This window comes from Actinosynnema sp. ALI-1.44 (genome assembly GCF_001984155.1).
Lineage (GTDB): Bacteria > Actinomycetota > Actinomycetes > Mycobacteriales > Pseudonocardiaceae > Kibdelosporangium.
The window spans coordinates 568,159-585,266 of the sequence record NZ_MTQO01000054.1; the positions used below are offsets into that span (position 1 = coordinate 568,159).

A 17,108-nucleotide genomic window follows, 5' to 3' on the forward strand; every position below is an offset into this window, starting at 1 on the left:
AGCATCGAACCCGCAGCCTCCATCGTGCCGCACGTTCGGCTTGTGCGGCAGGGCCGAGTGGCTAGTTCCTCAGGGACCGAACGGGCCTCGGCTTCGTGATCTTGGTGGCCGCCTGCGCCTCTTGATCAATTCATTACCTGCTTCCGCGATCCGGTGATGGCTGCCACACTATTGTTCGCATAACCGTGACAGCGGCGACTCCTCAGGGGGCGATGTGGCGGAGGGCGGTGACGTCATACCGGCACGGGGCCCTCTTTGGCCGTTGGTGCGCGCCCTCTTGCGAGTGGGGTGTCTCGCTGATTTGAACGGGCGCAACCTCGTTGTCAGAATCGTGTCCGACGAGTTGGGGCATCCGCTGCTCGCCGAAGAGCACCCGCAGTGCGCCGCTCATTTGTTCAGCATCGTCGAGACCTGCCATCACCGGCCGGACGGGTTGCCGGCGTTGTTGTTCGTTCTCGACCAGATCGAGCCGGGTACCAAGGCGATGGTCGAGGTTCGTCGGATCATCACCGAGATGTCCGCCTTGGAAACATGGTCACCGGGTGAACGGCGTCAGCTTTTCGCCATGCTGACCGGTGTCGTGGTTCCCGACATCGCACGGATCTACCGGTTCGTCGCCGGGGCGAATGCCCCCCAACTGCGTGCGCAGGCCACCTGCTCGGAGGTTTTCCTCGCTTTGGAAACACTCAACGCCGGACCTGACGGCGTGCCAAAGCCGCTGATACTCGTCGAGCACCTCGCCGTTCGCGTCCGGCCGGACCTGGCTGCGGAGCTGCGACGATGGGTGGACGAGCAGGCGGCGCGAATAGGAGTCGCGGCCGAGGCCCGCACGGTCCGGAAAACGATCGTGAGTGAGTCTTCTGGTGAGTCTGCGGCACCCGGTTCGCAGGCTTACATCGTGTTCCAGTTGCAGCGCGACGGCCCGTCGACCGAACTGTACCGGCTTTGCCATTGGCGGCAGCGCGATCTGTCCGCCGGGTGGTATCCGAAACGGGGTTCGGACTTCGTCGGCGAGCTCGACGAGGTCAAGCACCGCGTCGCGTCGCTCGTCGAGGCCGTCGAAAGCGACTGGGCGCCGTACGACGTCGATATCAGGGTCGAGTTCTTTCTGCCGAGGGAACTGCTCAACCTGGATGTCGACCAGTGGCAGTGGGAAGCGGAATCCGACTTCCCCGAGCCCGTGGGCTGTCATTTCCCCGTCTGCGTCCGCAGTCTCGACAGGATGGTCGCCCGCAAATGGCATCGGCAGTGGTACATCCGGTGGAAGCGGCTCATGGCCCACGTCCGGGAGAAAAACGTGCTCACGCCCGAAGCCGGGTTTTGGAGCAAACCCGGTGACGAACCGAACCTGCGCCAGTTGACTTCGCATTTCGAGAGCGTGCCCGACGTCGTCGCGCATGTGCTCGGTGCGCCGCCGACGGTGACGCCGCTGTCGTTCGACGAGGTCGCCGTCGGCCTGCGGGCCGGTATCCCGGTGATGGTCTGGCACCGCGCGGACTGCGGCCTTGAGGACTTCGTCGCGACCGCGAAGGACCTCCTGCACGCGGAGGAACCAGGGCGGCTGCTCGACCGGGTCCGGCTGGTGCGGACCGGCGCCTTCGCGAGCGACACGCAGAACCCGCACGTCGGCAGCCATCTGGCTGTGCTGTGGGACGACCCCGAGCGGGTCGTGGTCCCGGACCGTCCGGGACCACCCGAGGAGGTGGATTGACGGTGGACTGGCGCATCTATCGCGGAACAGGACAAGCGGCTCCGTCTCCCATCACGGCCCTTCCGCAACCGCCGCCGTGGCGCAGGTTCACCGGCGAGGGCGTCGCGACCAGGCCGAACGGCGACAGCGGGGAAACGGCGCGCCGGATCGGCAGCGCGGCTGGTCGCAGGCACCTCTCCACACCGCACGAGATCGCGATGGTCAACGCCGCGCTCTACCTGCGCAGACCGCTGTTGGTGACCGGCAGGCCGGGGACGGGCAAGTCCAGCCTGGCGTTCCTGATCGCGACCGAGTTGGGCCTCGGTCCGGTGCTGCGGTGGGGGATCACGAGCCGGACGACACTGGTCGACGGTCTGTACAACTACGACGCGATCGGCCGTGTCCAGGCGGCGGGCTCGCGCCCCGGCCGCGAGCCGGACATCGGCGACTTCGTGCACCTCGGCGCGTTGGGAACGGCGCTGCTCCCGTACGAGGTCCCGCGCGTTCTGCTGGTGGACGAACTGGACAAAGGGGATATCGATCTCCCGAACGACCTGCTGAGCGTCTTCGAGGACGGCGAGTACGAGATCCCTGAGCTGGTCCGGATCGCCAAGCAGCAGCAAGAGGTCACCGTGTTCACGCACGACAAGCGGGGCAGCGCCGTGATCACCGACGGCTGGGTGCAGTGCCGGGCCTTCCCCGTCGTCATCATCACCAGCAACGGCGAACGCGAGTTTCCTCCTGCCTTCCTGCGCCGTTGTCTGCAGTTACACCTCAGCCCACCCGATTCCGAGCAGCTCGCCGCGATGGTGGCCGCCCAGTTCGGCACGACCGAGCGGGTCGATGTGGCGCGGCTGATCGGCGAGTTCCTCGAACGCAGTGAAGCAGTCGGCGGGCTCGCCGCCGACCAGCTGCTCAACGTCGTGCACCTGGCGAGCGAGCTGGCCACGTCCGGGGCGTACCAGCCGGATGAGGAGTGGAACGAGCTGATGCGGGCGATCTGGCACCCCCTGTCCACGGCGGAGCCCGGATGAGCGCGGTCAACGAGCCGACCGGAAGGCCACGGCTGCGCACAGGCGACCTGACCGCGATCGAGATCAAGGACGCGCTCTGGCTGGCCAGGGTGATCAGCGAGCACGTGGACGCCGGGCCACCGGACAAGGCGGCAACGGTGCCCGAAATGCCCACGGTGGACACACCTGGTCCGCTGCCCGCCGACCAGCCACAACCGGCGCGCCCCCAACAGGATCCGGACTTGGGCATGTCCTGGTCGGCGCGGTTCGCGCGACCGGGTGACGGCACGTCACCCACGTCCGCGACACGCGTCGGGACAGCGGGCCGCGAACTGCAGCAGGCGGCGCTGCTGGCGCGAGCCTTGCGGCCGTTGATGAAACGTTCGCCGTCACCGTGGAAGCGCGAGCTCAACGAGGAAGCGACGGCAGTCAGGGCGGCGCAGGACGGGATGTGGCTCCCCGTTCTGGAACCCGCGCCGTGGCGCCGTTTCGAACTCGTGCTCGTCGTGGACACCTCGGCCTCGATGGACGTCTGGCGCGAGACCGTCGACGAGTTCAGGGAACTCATGCGACAGCAGGGCGCGTTCCGCAACGTACGGCGGCTCCTCGTCGACTGCTCGGCACCGGAACTGGTTCTCCGCGTCGAAGGACCGGCCGGGGCCGTGCAGAGCACCCGTCACCTGGTGGACCCGACCGGACGCAGGCTCGTGATCGTCCTGACCGACGCGATCGCCAGCGCGTGGCACGACGGAACGGCCACGCGGGTGCTCGCCCGCTGGGCCAGCCGGATGCCATTGGCGATCATCAACGTCCTGCCGGCACGGCTGTGGAGCTGGAGCGGTCTGTCGCCGCGCCGGGTGTCCCTTTCGGCAAGTGCTCTCGGTGTGGCCAACCGGGAACTGCACGTGCGGCGGATCGAACACGACATCTTCGACGACGACGTGCCCGGCGACTCGATCCCGGTCCCGGTACTCGCACTGACCCCGGAATGGCTGTCCGGCTGGGCGAATCTGGTCGCGGCGTCCGGCGCCGCGCCGGTCGAGACGACGGCGGTCATGCTGAATCCCCATGACAGCAAGCCGATGGTGGAGCTGGCTGAGCCACGTGCGGCCCGGTCGGCCTACGACCGGGTGATGCGGTTCCGCACGCACGCCTCGCCGTCGGCGTTCCAGCTCGCGGGCCTGCTGGCGGCGGCGCCGTTGAACCTCGCGATGATGCGGTTCGTGCAGCGGAAACTCCTGTCGGACAGCGATGTTTCCATCCTGGCCGAGGTGCTGCTGGGTGACCTGCTGCGCAAGGTGAAGACCACGCGGTCGGTGCACGACCCGACAGCCGTGGTGTTCGAGTTCCACGACGGGGTAAGGGAAGAACTGCTGTCCGGGGTGCGCCGCGCGGACACCGTCCGGGTCGCCAGGGTCCTCGGCGACTACCTCGGCTCGAGTGTGGCCATCCTGCGCAACTTCCGCGACGCCGTCGACGATCCGGACGGCACGGTGCGGCCCGAGGTCTCCCCGGAGACGATGCCGTACCTGCGCGTCCAGGAAGCGGTTTTCCGTGCCTTGTCGGGAAGGTACGCGCCGAGGGCGGTGAGCCTGCGGCGGGAGCTGAAAGGCGCGCGACTGTGGACACACGCGCGCAGTGAACTCGTCCACGACGGAACTCCGGTCGCACGGGGCATGCGACCGGCAGTGGACGCCCACGCGCGGGACAGCGACCGCCGCCCGCGGGTCTGGGGATCGATCCCGCCGCGGAACAACGATTTCGTCGGCCGGGACAGCCTGTTGCGCGTGCTCGCCGACAAACTGGCGTCGCCCGGCGTGACCGCGGTACTCCCGGAAGCGCTGCAGGGCATGGGCGGCGTGGGCAAGTCGCAGACCGTGGTCGAGTACATCTACCGGCACGCCGACGAGTACAACGTGATCTGGTGGATCCCGGCCGAGCAGATGTCCCAGATCACGGCGAGCTTCGTCGAGTTGGCCAAACGACTGGGACTGCCCGCCAGTTCGGCCGAGGTCGCGATCACCGAAGTGCTCGAGAGCCTGCGGACCGGGGAACCGTTCGACCGCTGGCTGCTGGTCTTCGACAACGCGGGCAGCCCGGAAGGCGTCCAGCCGTTCTTCCCCACGAGCGCGGGCCACATCATCGTCACGTCACGGGACACGCGCTGGGCACGCGTGGCCAACGTCGTCGAAGTCGACCTGTTCACCCGTGAGGAAAGCATCCAGGTGCTGCGCCGGATCGGCGGCGACATCGGCGAGGCCGACGCCGACCGGCTGGCCGACGCACTGGGCGACCTGCCGTTGGCGGTCGAGCAGGCCGCGGTGTGGCGCGCGCGGACCGGCATGCCCGCCGCCGAGTACCTCCAACTGCTGAAAGGACATCTGGCCGAACTGCCGGACGATGAGCCCGGCGAATACGGGGTGATGAGGTCGGTCGCGGCGGCGTGGAGCGTACCGCTGCACCACCTGCGCACCGAGTTCCCCGCAGCGCTACAACTGCTGCAGGTGTGCGCTTTCTTCGCGGCCGAACCCGCCATCCCACGGGCGTTCTTCGAAGGCAGCAAGGACGTCCCGGTCGCGGACCAACTGGCCGACGCGATGGCCGACCCGGCCGAACTGGACCGGATCTTCCAGGTGATCAGCGGATACGGGCTGGCCAAGATCGACGAGAACAGGGCGACGCTGCGGCTGCACCGCCTGGTGCAGACCGTCATCCAGAACCAGTTGGACGCGGGCGAAAGGGCGGACCTGCGGCACGCGGTGCACGTTCTGCTGGTGCACGCGGACCCCGACGACCCGACGTCGCAGACGTGGGGGCGGTACGCCGAACTGCTGCCGCACGCCGACGTGTCCGACGCGATCGCCTGCCGCCGGGACGGCCGGGTCCGCGGTCTGTTGATCCACCTGGTCCGTTATCTGCTCAACAGCGGCGACTACCAGGGGGCGTTCGATCTGGCGCAGCGGGCGGAAACGCAGTGGCGAGCCAGTTTCGGGCGGACGAACGCCGACACGTTGGAGATGGCTCGTCGGCAAGGGCTGGCCTTGTACCGGCTCGATCGTTACGACGAGGCCTATGAGTTGAACAACTCGACATATCAACAGGTGAAGGACACCTTCGGGACGGACAACAGACTGTTCCTGCTCACCGCGGACACATTGCGGATGAGCCTGCGGCCACGGGGATTGGTCGTCGACGAACTCCACATGCAGCGGACCATCTTCGAGCGGTCGTGCCACGTACAGGGCAGGGAGCACCCTTCGACGCTGATATACGCGAACAATCTCGCGGGCTGCCACCGGCTGAACGGCAATTTCTTCATCGCCCGTGATCTGGACCGTGACACGTGGAACAGAAAGAAGCGTGTACTGGGTGAGGAACACCTCAGCACCTTCCTGTCATTGAACGGCCTGGTCATGGACATGCGCGAGTGCGGCGAGCACATCACGGCATGCCGGATCCAGGAGGAGAATCTGGAGCGGCAGAAGGCCGTCATCGGGGCCGAGCACCCGAGCACCATCGGCGCCATGAGGAGTCTCTCGGTGGCACGGCGAAGGGCCGGACGGTACGAGGCCGCAGCGCAACTCTCCCGTGAATGCGTAGGTCTCTACAGGCGGCGACATGGCGCGCGGCACGAGGACACCATCACAGCCCAGATGTGCTTGTCCGCCGACCTGAGACAGTTGCGAAGGCTGCACGAGTCGTGGCAGTTGGGTGAACTGAGCCACCGGCTGTTCGCCGAGCGGTACGGCGGGGAGCACCCGTACACGCTGGTCGCCGCGATCAACCTCGCGGTCACCTCCAGATTGCTCGGGCGCGTTGATGAGGCAAGGGAACGCAACGCCGTGACTGTGAACGCGCTGCGCAGGATCTTCACCAACGACCATCCGTTCGGCCTTGTCGCAGCCACGAACCTCGCCAGCGACCTCGCGGCCTCCGGCCGCATGGGTGAGGCGCACGAACTCGACAGCGACACACTCGAACGCTCGACACGCACACTGGGCGAGCAGCATCCGTCCACATTGGCGGTGGCGGTGAACCTGGCGATCGATTCCGTCGAACTGAACCTGCGCGATGAAGCCGACCTGCTGCACACCGAGACAGTGGACCGCCTGCGGACAGTCCTCGGCCCGAATCACCCGGCCACGAAAGCGGCATCGGCATGGGAGAGAGCGAACTGCGACACCGACACGATGCAGCTCTAGCGGTCGTGACCACTAGTGGTCACGAACTTCCGTTCGCAACCACTAGGCTCCGAGCCAGGCGGCGAGGCGGACCGGGTCGACCGGGGCTCGGTCGGTGCCAAGCAAACGGTTGTGGAGGTCGAAGACGACTTCTGGCGCCGTGCGCAGGGCGCCTGCCTCAGGCGTGTGCGAGGGCAGGGAGACAGCCAGCCCGGCCCACGCGCCCAAGTCGGTCGGTGCCGTCCGAACCCGGTCCACATAGGACCTCGCCGCACCGGGGAGGTCACCGGTGGCGAACGCCCGGTCCCCGGCGGGAGCGGTCGAACTCAGTTCGCCGAAACGGTCGGGGCGTACGATCCTGGTCTTCAGCAACGACTGCTGGGCGGACGCGGTGGCAGCCCGATGAAACGGTACGACGTCGTCGCGGGTGGTGAACGGTGCCGGTGGAGCGGATTGCTCCCGCAGCCATGCGGAGACCAGCCGGTCGAGATGGTCGCCGTCCGACCGGACGTGCCGCAGCCGCCACGTGATGCGATGGTCCTCTGCCATCAACTCCACGGTTTCGGCCACTTCGGCCGGAACACTCACGTCAGCGCACGCGGCCACTCGCTCCGACACAGCGGTCACCAGGTGGGATCCGAGCTCGGTCAGTTCCGACGCGGACTGGACGACACGGACAGCCTGCCGCAACTGGTGCCGCCGGTAGGCGAAGACATAGTCGGCTTCGCGCACACGAGCCGCGTCACCGTCCGGATCCCGTTGCAGCCGCCAGAACTCCACGACACTGATGAACGCGTAGAGCCCATGCAGTAGACCGGCCAGTGGCCTGGGGTCGTCGCGCCATGGCGCGTACCAGCGTTGTCCGGCGTCGTCATCGCAGAGCGTGACGAGCTCCATCAACGCGTTGAGTTTGGAGTGTTGCAACTCGTGTACGAGGATCTCGGCGAGCGCGGTCGGGGACACTGTCGACGACAGTGCGACGGCCCCGAACGCGGCGCTCGACGACGACCCCACCATGGTGCGGTCGTCGAATATGGGCGCGATGGACCTGAGACCGGCGGAGAGTTCGCGAGCGTACCCGGGGTGGCGGCGGACCAGCAGGTCCCAGGCGTCGTCGAGCAAAGCCCGCCACCGCTCCCACTCGGACGTGCTCATCCGGTGCGGGGCAATGGGGCTTGAGAATTTCCGGTACGGGTTTGTGTCGTCGACCTCCACGACGAGGTCGATTCCACCCGCGGCGGCGTGATGCCGCTGCACCGGGGAGAATTCGGCACCGGCCAGATCAACGAATTCGCCATCGAACCGCAGCACTGTCGACCCGGCTGACACGCGCAGTTCGGCGTATCCGGTCGCGTTGCCTGTGGGCGACTGCACCACGCCGATGGTGGGAAGACAGACGATCCCACGGGAGACAGGCAACGGCACCGTGCACGAGACACCAGCACGAGTCGCCACAGCGGCGGCGATCGCGTGCAGGTAGAGCAGTTCGCCATGCTCACCAGTGGCGTCGCCGGTGAGACCGAGCAACGCGCGGAGGATCCGGACGAGCCACACACCGGTGGACGGGTGCATCAGCACGTCATCGACCACGTCCGGTCGATCCTTCTCCGCGGTCGACAGAACTCGCCAGGAATTCTCGACATCGACGAGATCGTCGACGGACATTCCGGAGTCCGGGAGTTTGCGCATTATCGCGAGCAGCATTGCCTTGCGCTGACTGTGCACACTTTCCCGCAGCACCCTCATCGAGTCATTCGAAATGGGGCCCGAGCAGAACTCCGTCAGAAAGGACACGGGCAGCTGGTGGGTGGTTGCCGCCGCACTCGTTGTCCCGCGTGCCACAGGGTTTGACCTGGTCACCCGTCCTCGTTCTGTTTCTGGACCGCTGTGGCGGACGGACCGATCGCGTACGCCACGGCCCACTTCACGGCCGCCTCGGTGCGCGCTTCGTGCTCGTCGGACCGCAGTTCGTCCAACTGGAAAGAGGCCAGGTCGACGACCTTGGACCTGACCTCGGTCGTCGGGCTTCCCACCACGTCAACCCGCCTTCTCGAACGTTGCACATGAGTGTTGCTTGATCCTATCGCCCGTCGTCCATGTGACGCTCGGAGGCGGAACGCGGGCGGTCGCGTGGCCGGTGACGGTGGTCACTCAGGGTGGGGATGTTAGCGTCGAACCGTGCGTGGCAACCGCGACCGGGTGATTGTGCGCAGGCTCGCTGTTGTGGTGGCCTGCGTGGTCAGTCTGGCCGGTGCTTGCCTGCTGGCGTGGTGGCAGTGGAACCGGTACGAGTCGGCCAGCGGGTCGTGGCAGAACCTCGGCTACGTGCTGCAGTGGCCCTTGTTCGGGTTGTTCCCGGCTTTCATGGTGTGGCGGATCCGGCGGTTGCGGGCGCGGGAGAGCGAGGAGCGGACCGGGGCGGGATCCGCTGCTGTCGCTGAGCCTCCCCGGCGGCTGCCGTCGCCGCGCAGGCCGGAGCCCCCGGTGACCGCTGACCAGCCCGATGACGAGCTTGCCGCGTACAACCAGTATTTGGCCGAGCTGAACGCGAAGGAATCCCATGACCGCCCCTGACCCCATCGTCACCAACGAGGAGAACCCGGCCCGTGACGCCGCCGCCCCTGGTTTGAAGGGCGCGCTGGCGCGGTACCGGGTACTCGCCTACATCGTCGGTGTCGGGCTGCTCGCCCTGGTCGCCGCCATGATCATGCGGATCGCGTTCGACGAGCCGCAGTACAGCGCCATCGTGGGCCCCGTGCACGGCTTCCTCTACGTCATCTACCTGGTCCTGGCGGTCGACCTCGGGCTCAAGGCCCGCTGGCCGATCGTCAAGACCGGGCTGGTCCTGCTCGCCGGGATGATCCCGTTCGTGTCCTTCGTCGCCGAACGCAGGGTCACCAAGGAGCTGAGCTGATCACCGGGGGCGAAGGCTGATCGGCGGCACGGTCGAGCCGCGCAGCGTGAGCTCGTCGATGGTCTCCGGGCGGTACTTCGACGAAGGCAGCGCGGCGACCATCGTTTCCACCGGCGCGTCCAGTTCCGTGCCGAAGAAGAACGCCCATTCGTGCTCGTCGGAGCCGAAGTAGACCGGTGCGGAGAAGACCTCCTCGAAGCGCCGCCAGCACTTCACCAGTGTCGAGTTCCGCCACAGGGTCGGGCAGCCGCCCTGGTAGGCGACGACGCCACCGTCCGTGAGCAGGCGCTTGCACATCCGCAGGAACTCGGCGCCGTAGAGCCTGTTCTGCTGGGCGTTCACGTCGTCCTGCTCGTCGGGCAGGTCGACCACCACGATGTCGTAGCGCTCGTCGGTGGTGCGGATGTACTCGAATCCGTCGGCGTACATCACGCGTACCGGGCCGTCGCCCTGCTCGGCTGCGGCGAGCTCCTCGGTCGTGTAGCCGTACGGCAGGTGCTGCGCGCACAGTTTGACGGCCTCGGTGTCGATGTCGACGTGGTCGACCACCGACGCGCCCGCGGCCACCGCCATCTGGCTGGCCACGCCCTCGCTCGACCCCACGACCAGCACCCGGTCGACCCGCGCGGCCAGCAGGAACGCGGGCACCATCAGCGCCTCGTGGTAGACGAGCTGGCTGAAGTCCGTGCTCTGCCGTTCGTTGTCGCAGAACAACGACACACCCTGCGCGGTCTTGCCGATCACCAGGTGCTGAAACTCCGTGCGCGTGTCGACGATGACGTCGTCGACCTGCCACACACGAGTCAGACCGGCACCGACCGGCTCATCGATCCTCACCGGTTCTCCTGTCCTCTGTGGACGACACTGATCCTGGACACGCTCGCGTCGAGCATGTCGCGCAACAAGTTCACCGCGAGCTCGGGGTCAGCGACCTGGCCGCAGGTGAACACGTCGATGAACACCGCACCCCGTTCGGGATACGTGTGGATGGACGCGTGCGACTCCGACAGCAGCGCCAGCAGGGTCACACCCTGCGGCTCGAACTGCTTGTACGTCATGTCGCACACGGTCGCGCCCGCCTTCTCCAGCGCGCGTTCCAGGCTCTCACGCAGGAACGCGGCGTCGTCGAGCAGCTCGGCCGACACGCCTTCGAACTCCGCCAGCACGTGCCGCCCGGCGAACTCCCCGACCTCGTTGTCGACCACCTCCGGCGAAAGCGGGGCACCGCCGACGAAGTAGGTCCGCAGCGGCGGGAATCCGTTGAACGCCACCGACGAGTAGCTCTGGGTGTACGCGCCGGTGCTCATGATGTCCACGTGGTCCCCGGCGCGCAGCGATAATGGCAGCTCGTAGGCAGTCCGTTGGTAGAGCACGTCATCGCCGTCGCACGACGGCCCGGCGATGACCACCGGCCCGGTCGGCTCGTGGTCCAGCGCGGTCTGCAGCCGGTACGCGATCGCCTCGTTCTCGGTCTCGGCCATCCCGCCGTAGCGCCCGATGTCCAGGTAGACCCAGCGCTTGGGGTCGGCGTCGGACTTGCGCGACACCAGCACGACCTCGCTGCGGATCATCCCGGCCCCGGCGACCAGCACCCGGCCAGGCTCGATCGCCAGGTCGACCTCGTGGTCGAAGTGCCGCGCGATCGCGGCACGGATCGTGCCGGCGTAGTCGGTCAGCGGCGGCGGGTCGACCAGGTACCGGCCGGGGAAGCCGCCGCCGATGTTCAGGCCGCGCAGCGGGATGCCCGTCGCTGCGACGGTCCGTGTGACCTCGCCCGCCGCGGCGATCCACGGCTCCCACGCGGTGGGGTCGAGGTGCTGCGAGCCGACGTGGAAAGCCACGCCCTCGGGGTCGAGGCCCAGTTCCGCGGCCCGCACGAGCAGCCGTGTGGCCATCTCGGGCGCGCATCCGAACTTGTGCCCGAACGGGGTCTGCGATCCGGTGCCTGCCACCAGGATCCGGCACGACACGGTGGCGCCCGGCGCGAAGGTCGCGATGGTCTCCAGGTCGGACTCGCTGTCGAAGGTGAAGCGGCGGACGCCGACCCGGTGGGCGTACGCGATGTCCCGTGCCTTCTTGATCGGGTTGCCGTACGAGATCGAGTCGGCCGTGGCGCCCTGGCCGAGGCACAGTTCGATCTCCTCGCGGCCTGCCACGTCGAAGCCGCAGCCCAGCCCGGCGAGCAGTTTGACGACCTCGGGCGCGGGGTTGGCCTTGACCGCGTAGTACATCCTCGCTTCAGGCAGTGTTTCCCGCAGATTGGTATGGCTTTCCCGCACCGTGTCGAGGTCGATCACGAGACACGGGGTCGGGGGTCTGCGGTCGTCCAGGAACGCTCTGATGCGTTCCGGCGCCTGCGGGAGGGCGTCGATCACAGCGGGCAAGCATAGGTCCCGTCCTGCCCATGAACGAAATCCGCTTACGGGATCGACACAGTTAGCCTCGTCACTGTGCCGTGTAGCCCGTTCTTCGGCTTGATCGGGACGCCCTTGGTGGCCTCGGTCGGGCCGCTGGGGGCGAGCTGGAACGTCACCCTGACCAACAGCCTCGTCAGCAGCACGGCCAGCTCGCTGACGGCCAGTGTGGACCCGACGCACCGGTGTGGCCCGCCGCCGAAGGGCAGGAACTCGTGCGGCCCGTGTTTGCGGTACGCCGGGTGCGCGGGGTCCCAGCGTTCGGGCATGAACCGCTCGGGGTCGGGCCAGACCTCGGCGAGCCGGTGGGTGACGTACGGGCTGTAGAACACCCGCCGCCCGGCGCGGATCCGCTTGCCCTCGTAGGTGAAGTCCCGTGTCGGGATCCGGATGCTGATGGCTGTGGGCGGCCACAGCCGCAGCGTCTCCTGCACGACGCCGTGCACGCGGACCAGTTTGGTGAGGTCCTCGCCGGTGGGTGGCCGATCGCCGAGGACACGCGTGACCTCCGCACGGGCCAGGTCCCATTCGCCGGGATTGTCCGTCAGGGTGCGCACGATCCACGTCATGGCGCTGCTGACGGCCGAGAACCCGGCCGCGATCAACCCGACGGCCTGGTCACGGATCTCGACGTCGGACAGCACGGCGCCGTCCTCGTCGCGTGCGTTCGTCAGCCTCGCCAGCACACCGTTGTCCGCGTCGCCCGCGCGTACCCGGGCGATCTCGGCGATGATCTGCCGGTCTGTCTCCTGCTTGCCTGCCAGCGCGCGGCGCCATGCCCGTGTTCGCAGCGCCTGGTGCGCGTCGACGAACAGCGGCTGCTGCTCGACCAGGTCGATCATCGCCGCGAGCTGGTCACCGAAGCGGTCGGCCTGCTCACCGATCCGGTCGCCGAACAGCGACCGCACGCTCATCCGCCGCAGCACGCGCCGGAACTCCACACCGAGGTCGAGGTGTTGCCCGTCTCGCCAGCCGTCGATCAACGCGTCGGCGTCCCGCGCCAACGCCGACAGGTAGCCGTTGACGTGGCGGTGGTGGAACGCGGGCTGCACGAGGCCGCGTCGGCGTTTGTGCTCCGCGCCGTCGCTGACGATCATCGACGTGTCGCCGACGACGGGCTTGAGGAAGCTGAAAGCCTTGCCCCAGCTGAACAGCTGCGGGTTGGCGAACACGAACTTGTTCGCGTCCGGCCCGAGCAGGTAGGTGTAGGGACCGATCGGCACCACCGGCCCGTACTCGCGGAAGTTGGTGAGCATGCCGTCGAACCCGTCGCGCATGAACCGGGCCGCGGCCACCAGCTGATTCACCATGCGTCGACGCTATGGGTGCCCGTCCGCGGCGTGCCCGCCCTTTCGTGCCGCTCTTAGGCCACGGACGTGTAGCGGCCCTGGAACCTCAGCAGCGGCTGGGTTTCCGCGTGGTGCTCGATGTCGAGCGGCTCACCGATCACCCCGACGTGGTCGCCGATCGAGACCCGGTGCGCGGTCCGGCAGCGCAGCCTGACCGGCGCGTCGAGCAGGTGCGGCACACCGTCTACATCGGATTCCCACCGGGTGACGCCGCCGAACCGGTCGGCCTTCGTGCGGGCGAACAGGTCGGCGAGGTCCGTGTGGTCGGCGTGCAGCAGGTGCACGGCGAAGCGCGTCGCGGTGGTCAGCGCGTCGAACGCCGACGCGCTCGTGCCGATCCAGAACCCGACCAGCGGCGGGCGCATCGACACGGACCCGAACGAGCTGACCGTGAGCCCGACCGGACCTGGCGCGGTGATGATCGTGACCGCGGCCGGGTGGTGCCGTAACGCGAGCTTGAGCTGGTCACCGATGCTCACTGGACGCCCTTCAGCAGTGCGGCTACCGCTTCGTCGAGCCCGGTGGCGAACACGGATTCGTTGAGGAACAGCCCAGGGCCCGGCACGCTCAGACCGATCTCCACCAGCACCGGCTTGAGGTGCACCTCCACGGCCAGCGCGTGTCTGTCGCTCGCGGCCACGAGCAGCGGGACCGCCGTCCTGCCCCGCAGCGAACCCGCTCCGAACCGGTCGAGGAACGCCTTCAGCAGGCCCGTGTACGTGGCTTTGTACGTCGGTGACGCCACCACGAGGACGTCCACGTTGCGCACGTCCTCGACCGCCCGTTCCACCCGCACGCTGCGGTAGTCGAACAGTTCGCCTGCGAACTCGCCGAGGTCGATCACCGGCCCTTCGGTGGCACCTGGGCTGTTCCGGCGAAGCGCGGCTCGGATCGCGAGCGCTGCCTGCAACGTCCGTGATGCCGGTTTCGGATTTCCGACCAGTACCCCTACGACCGTCATGAGTCGAGCATGGAAAACCCACGGACACAAGGTCAACGGGTGTCCATCGACTGGGACAGCGGGATAGCATCCCGCAACCGATGAGCGTCAGCCGTCGGATCTGCGCGGGGTACAGCGCCGGATCGCTGGTCACCGGGTCTTCCACGACCGCGCCCGGCCTGCTTCTGCTGCCCTACCTGACCGATTCGCTCGCTGTTCCGGCGGCCACCGCGGGACTGCGGGAGCGGCCGCTCGTCGAGTTCCTCGGCATGATGTACACGTCCCCGTCATCGTTCCCGTCATGACGATGTCGGGGTGATCCCGGTCAGCGACCGGACCTCCATCTCGGCCTGCTTGCGCTCGTCGCCCTTGTCGCGGCTGAGCACGGTGCCGAGGAAACCGAGGATGAACGACACCGGGATGGACACGATCCCCGGGTTGCTCAACGGGAAGAAGGCGAAGTCCAGCCACGGGAAGATCGACGTCGGGCTGCCCGACACCACCGGCGACACCGCGACGAGCGCCAGGCACGACACCAGGCCGCCGTACATGCCCCACAACGTGCCGTTCGTGTTGAACCGGCGCCAGAACAGCGAGTAGAGCAAAGTGGACAGGTTGGCCGACGCGGCGAACGCGAACGCCAGACCGACGAGGAACGCCACGTTCTGCCCGTTGGCGAGGATTCCGCCGACGATCGCCATCGCACCGACCGCGACGGCGGTCAGCCGGGCAACCCGGACCTCGGAGCCCGGCTTGGCGTGGCCACGCTTGAAGATGTTGGCGTACACGTCATGCGCGAACGACGCCGACGCGGTCAGCGTCAAACCCGCGACCACAGCGAGGATCGTCGCGAACGCGACCGCGGCGACGATGCCGAGCAACAGCGTTCCGCCGATCTCGTACGCGAGCAGCGGCGCCGCCGAGTTCTCACCACCGGTCGCCGCCAGGATCCGCTGCGACCCGACCAGCGCCGACGCGCCGTAGCCGATGATCAGCGTGGCCAGGTAGAACACCGTCATCGTGCCGACCGCCCAGATCACCGATCGCCTGGCTTGCACCGCGTTCGGCACCGTGTAGAAACGCATCAGCACGTGCGGCAGGCCCGCCGCGCCGAGAACCAGGGCCAGCGCCAACGAGACGAAGTCGAGCTTGCTTGTGCCGTTCTCGCCGAACATCCCGCCGGGGTTGAGAATCCGCTCGCCCTTGGTGTTGTTGGCGGCGGCCTGCCGGAGCAGTTCGGAGATGTCGAAGCCGAACTTGCCGAGCAGGAACACGGTCATCAGCGCGACGCACAGCACGAGGATCGCGGCCTTGATGATCTGCACCCACGTGGTCCCGCGCATGCCGCCGACCAGCACGTAGACCAGCATGATCATGCCGACGACGGTGATCACCACCGCCTGGCCCTTGCCGTCGTGCACGCCCAGCAGCAGCGCGACGACGCCACCGGCGCCTGCCATCTGCGCGAGCATGTAGAAGAACGAGATCACCAGGGTCGACGTGGCCGCCGCGGCCCTGACCGGGCGGGCGCGCATCCGGTACGAGAGCACGTCGCCCATGGTGAACCGGCCGGTGTTGCGGACCAGTTCGGCGATCAGCAGCAGGTTGACCAGCCACGCCACCAGGAACCCGATGGAGTACACGAACCCGTCGTAGCCGTGGATCGCGATCGCCCCGGCGATGCCGAGGAAGGACGCGGCCGACAGGAAGTCGCCGGACAGCGCGAGGCCGTTCTTGCCGCCGCCGAACGCGCCGCCCGCGGTGAAGTAGTCGTTCGCCGTGGCCTGCCTGCGGTTGACGTTCGCCACGATCACCAACGTGACCAGCACGAACAGCGCGAACACGGCGACGTTGAGCACGGGACTGCCCACATCGGGGCTCACTGGTCGACCTCCCTCAGTACTGACGAATGCCGGGCCGGCGAGCGCCGGGTTGACGAGTGCCGGGCGTGGGACCGGAGTGCGGACTGCTGCCGGGCCGACGCCCGCAGCGCCGCCGTCTTCGGATCGATCCGGCGCTTGGCGAACCGCCGGTACCACAGGGTGATCAGCAGCGTGCTGGCGAACTGGAGCACGCCGAGCACGAGGCCGACGTTGACGAAGCCGATCAGCCGGTGGCTCATGAACTCGCCGAAGTAGGCGGCGAGCACGACGAACCCGATGTACCACCCGAAGAACAGCAGGGTCACCGGGAACACGAACCTGCGCAGTCCTGATCGCAGTTCGGTGAATTCCGGACTCCGTTGAATGTGCACGAAGTCGGGCCCGTCTTGGACTTCTTTTTCTGTCGAAGAGTGGATTCTGTCAAAGCTGGCCGAAGTGGTTCGGCCGGACCAGTGCGTCATATGTACCTTCCCGGTACGCCTGTCGGCGAGCGACATAGTAGCCACGAGTTAGGGGTTGTCCACTAGGTCTCCGGGCGGTCCGATCACTACATCGGCCGGGCCGGGGCGGTACCTGAGGGGCGACGCTCACACTTCCGGGTGAATTCTGCGATCTCACCGCGTGTCGGTCGAGTGACCAGCGACGACGGTGGCCGGAGCGGTCCACTGTGACCCCCGCTTGTGGTCGTCACGCCGTGCGTGCGTCCATGTGGGACGAGGCGAGC

At 67.6% G+C, this 17,108-nt stretch carries 14 protein-coding genes and 2 pseudogenes; 6 read left to right on the forward strand and 10 right to left on the reverse strand.

All coding sequences use genetic code 11. From position 1 onward, the window contains the following. Nucleotides 1-265 precede the first annotated feature (265 nt). From ALI144C_RS49585 to fxsT, 3 genes are read left to right on the forward strand one after another with little or no spacing between them, the layout of a single operon-like run. A complete protein-coding gene (locus ALI144C_RS49585; RefSeq protein WP_269086744.1) occupies nt 266-1,711 on the forward strand; it encodes a VMAP-C domain-containing protein in 1,446 nt (481 codons plus the stop codon). 2 nt (nt 1,712-1,713) lie between these two features. Continuing rightward, nucleotides 1,714-2,724, forward strand: a complete 1,011-nt coding sequence (locus ALI144C_RS49590; protein ID WP_237774683.1) for an AAA family ATPase — start codon at nt 1,714-1,716, stop codon at nt 2,722-2,724. Next, complete coding sequence (fxsT, locus tag ALI144C_RS49595) at nt 2,721-6,905, forward strand: FxSxx-COOH system tetratricopeptide repeat protein (protein ID WP_076994249.1); 4,185 nt, start codon at nt 2,721-2,723, stop codon at nt 6,903-6,905. The genes ALI144C_RS49590 and fxsT overlap by 4 nt, the downstream gene beginning before the upstream one ends. Before the next feature lie 42 nt (nt 6,906-6,947). Here fxsT and ALI144C_RS49600 read toward each other — a convergent pair whose 3' ends face one another. Continuing rightward, entirely contained in the window at nt 6,948-8,630 is a 1,683-nt protein-coding gene (locus ALI144C_RS49600) for an HEXXH motif domain-containing protein (RefSeq protein ID WP_076994250.1), read from the reverse strand. Between the two features lie 110 nt (nt 8,631-8,740). After that, entirely contained in the window at nt 8,741-8,917 is a 177-nt protein-coding gene (locus ALI144C_RS56125) for a hypothetical protein (protein WP_168211536.1), read from the reverse strand. 145 nt (nt 8,918-9,062) lie between these two features. On the opposite strand from ALI144C_RS56125, the gene ALI144C_RS49610 reads away from it, so the two are divergent. Together ALI144C_RS49610 and ALI144C_RS49615 are read left to right on the forward strand one after the other, a co-directional pair. Beyond that, nucleotides 9,063-9,458 (forward strand): hypothetical protein, encoded by a 396-nt coding sequence (locus tag ALI144C_RS49610; protein WP_237774684.1) that lies wholly within the window; start codon nt 9,063-9,065, stop codon nt 9,456-9,458. Beyond that, nucleotides 9,445-9,798, forward strand: coding sequence for a DUF3817 domain-containing protein (locus ALI144C_RS49615; protein WP_076994252.1), 354 nt, complete (start codon nt 9,445-9,447; stop codon nt 9,796-9,798). The genes ALI144C_RS49610 and ALI144C_RS49615 overlap by 14 nt, the downstream gene beginning before the upstream one ends. Here ALI144C_RS49615 and ALI144C_RS49620 read toward each other — a convergent pair whose 3' ends face one another. The 6 genes and pseudogenes from ALI144C_RS49620 to ALI144C_RS49640 all read right to left on the reverse strand — a co-directional run bounded on the left by ALI144C_RS49620 (nt 9,799) and on the right by ALI144C_RS49640 (nt 14,522). After that, nucleotides 9,799-10,635: a spermidine synthase gene (locus ALI144C_RS49620; protein WP_076994253.1), complete on the reverse strand. Its 837-nt coding sequence runs from the start codon at nt 10,633-10,635 to the stop codon at nt 9,799-9,801. It lies immediately after the preceding gene. Then, entirely contained in the window at nt 10,632-11,003 is a 372-nt protein-coding gene (speD, locus tag ALI144C_RS58190; protein WP_237774749.1) for an adenosylmethionine decarboxylase, read from the reverse strand. The genes ALI144C_RS49620 and speD overlap by 4 nt, the downstream gene beginning before the upstream one ends. Before the next feature lie 21 nt (nt 11,004-11,024). Further along, nucleotides 11,025-12,182, reverse strand: a pseudogene (locus ALI144C_RS58195) (type III PLP-dependent enzyme); the annotation flags it as partial. A gap of 35 nt (nt 12,183-12,217) precedes the next feature. After that, nucleotides 12,218-13,522 (reverse strand): cytochrome P450, encoded by a 1,305-nt coding sequence (locus ALI144C_RS49630; RefSeq protein WP_076994254.1) that lies wholly within the window; start codon nt 13,520-13,522, stop codon nt 12,218-12,220. Between the two features lie 53 nt (nt 13,523-13,575). Next, a complete protein-coding gene (locus ALI144C_RS49635) occupies nt 13,576-14,040 on the reverse strand; it encodes a flavin reductase family protein (RefSeq protein ID WP_076994255.1) in 465 nt (154 codons plus the stop codon). After that, nucleotides 14,037-14,522: an NADPH-dependent FMN reductase gene (locus ALI144C_RS49640; RefSeq protein WP_076994256.1), complete on the reverse strand. Its 486-nt coding sequence runs from the start codon at nt 14,520-14,522 to the stop codon at nt 14,037-14,039. Before ALI144C_RS49640 ends, ALI144C_RS49635 begins: the two co-directional genes overlap by 4 nt. An 80-nt stretch (nt 14,523-14,602) precedes the next feature. Between ALI144C_RS49640 and ALI144C_RS49645 the strand changes: the two are divergent. After that, nucleotides 14,603-14,737 (forward strand): annotated as a pseudogene (locus tag ALI144C_RS49645) (MFS transporter); the annotation flags it as partial. Between the two features lie 63 nt (nt 14,738-14,800). Here the strand turns inward: ALI144C_RS49645 and ALI144C_RS49650 are convergent. Together ALI144C_RS49650 and ALI144C_RS49655 are read right to left on the reverse strand one after the other, a co-directional pair. Continuing rightward, entirely contained in the window at nt 14,801-16,384 is a 1,584-nt protein-coding gene (locus tag ALI144C_RS49650) for a solute symporter family protein (protein WP_076994258.1), read from the reverse strand. Next, the gene (locus ALI144C_RS49655; RefSeq protein ID WP_076994259.1) at nt 16,381-16,755 is read right to left on the reverse strand and encodes a DUF485 domain-containing protein; all 375 of its coding nucleotides are present in this window, start codon (nt 16,753-16,755) and stop codon (nt 16,381-16,383) included. Before ALI144C_RS49655 ends, ALI144C_RS49650 begins: the two co-directional genes overlap by 4 nt. Nucleotides 16,756-17,108: the final 353 nt, after the last annotated feature.

What these genes read in the sequence shown, in the direction of transcription:
- fxsT (WP_076994249.1), top strand. Translation starts at nt 2,721, where the DNA reads ATGAGCGCGGTCAACGAGCCGACCGGAAGGCCACGGCTGCGCACAGGC.
- ALI144C_RS49600 (WP_076994250.1), bottom strand. Translation starts at nt 8,630, where the DNA reads ATGAGGGTGCTGCGGGAAAGTGTGCACAGTCAGCGCAAGGCAATGCTG.
- ALI144C_RS49615 (WP_076994252.1), top strand. Translation starts at nt 9,445, where the DNA reads ATGACCGCCCCTGACCCCATCGTCACCAACGAGGAGAACCCGGCCCGT.
- ALI144C_RS49630 (WP_076994254.1), bottom strand. Translation starts at nt 13,522, where the DNA reads ATGGTGAATCAGCTGGTGGCCGCGGCCCGGTTCATGCGCGACGGGTTC.
- ALI144C_RS49640 (WP_076994256.1), bottom strand. Translation starts at nt 14,522, where the DNA reads ATGACGGTCGTAGGGGTACTGGTCGGAAATCCGAAACCGGCATCACGG.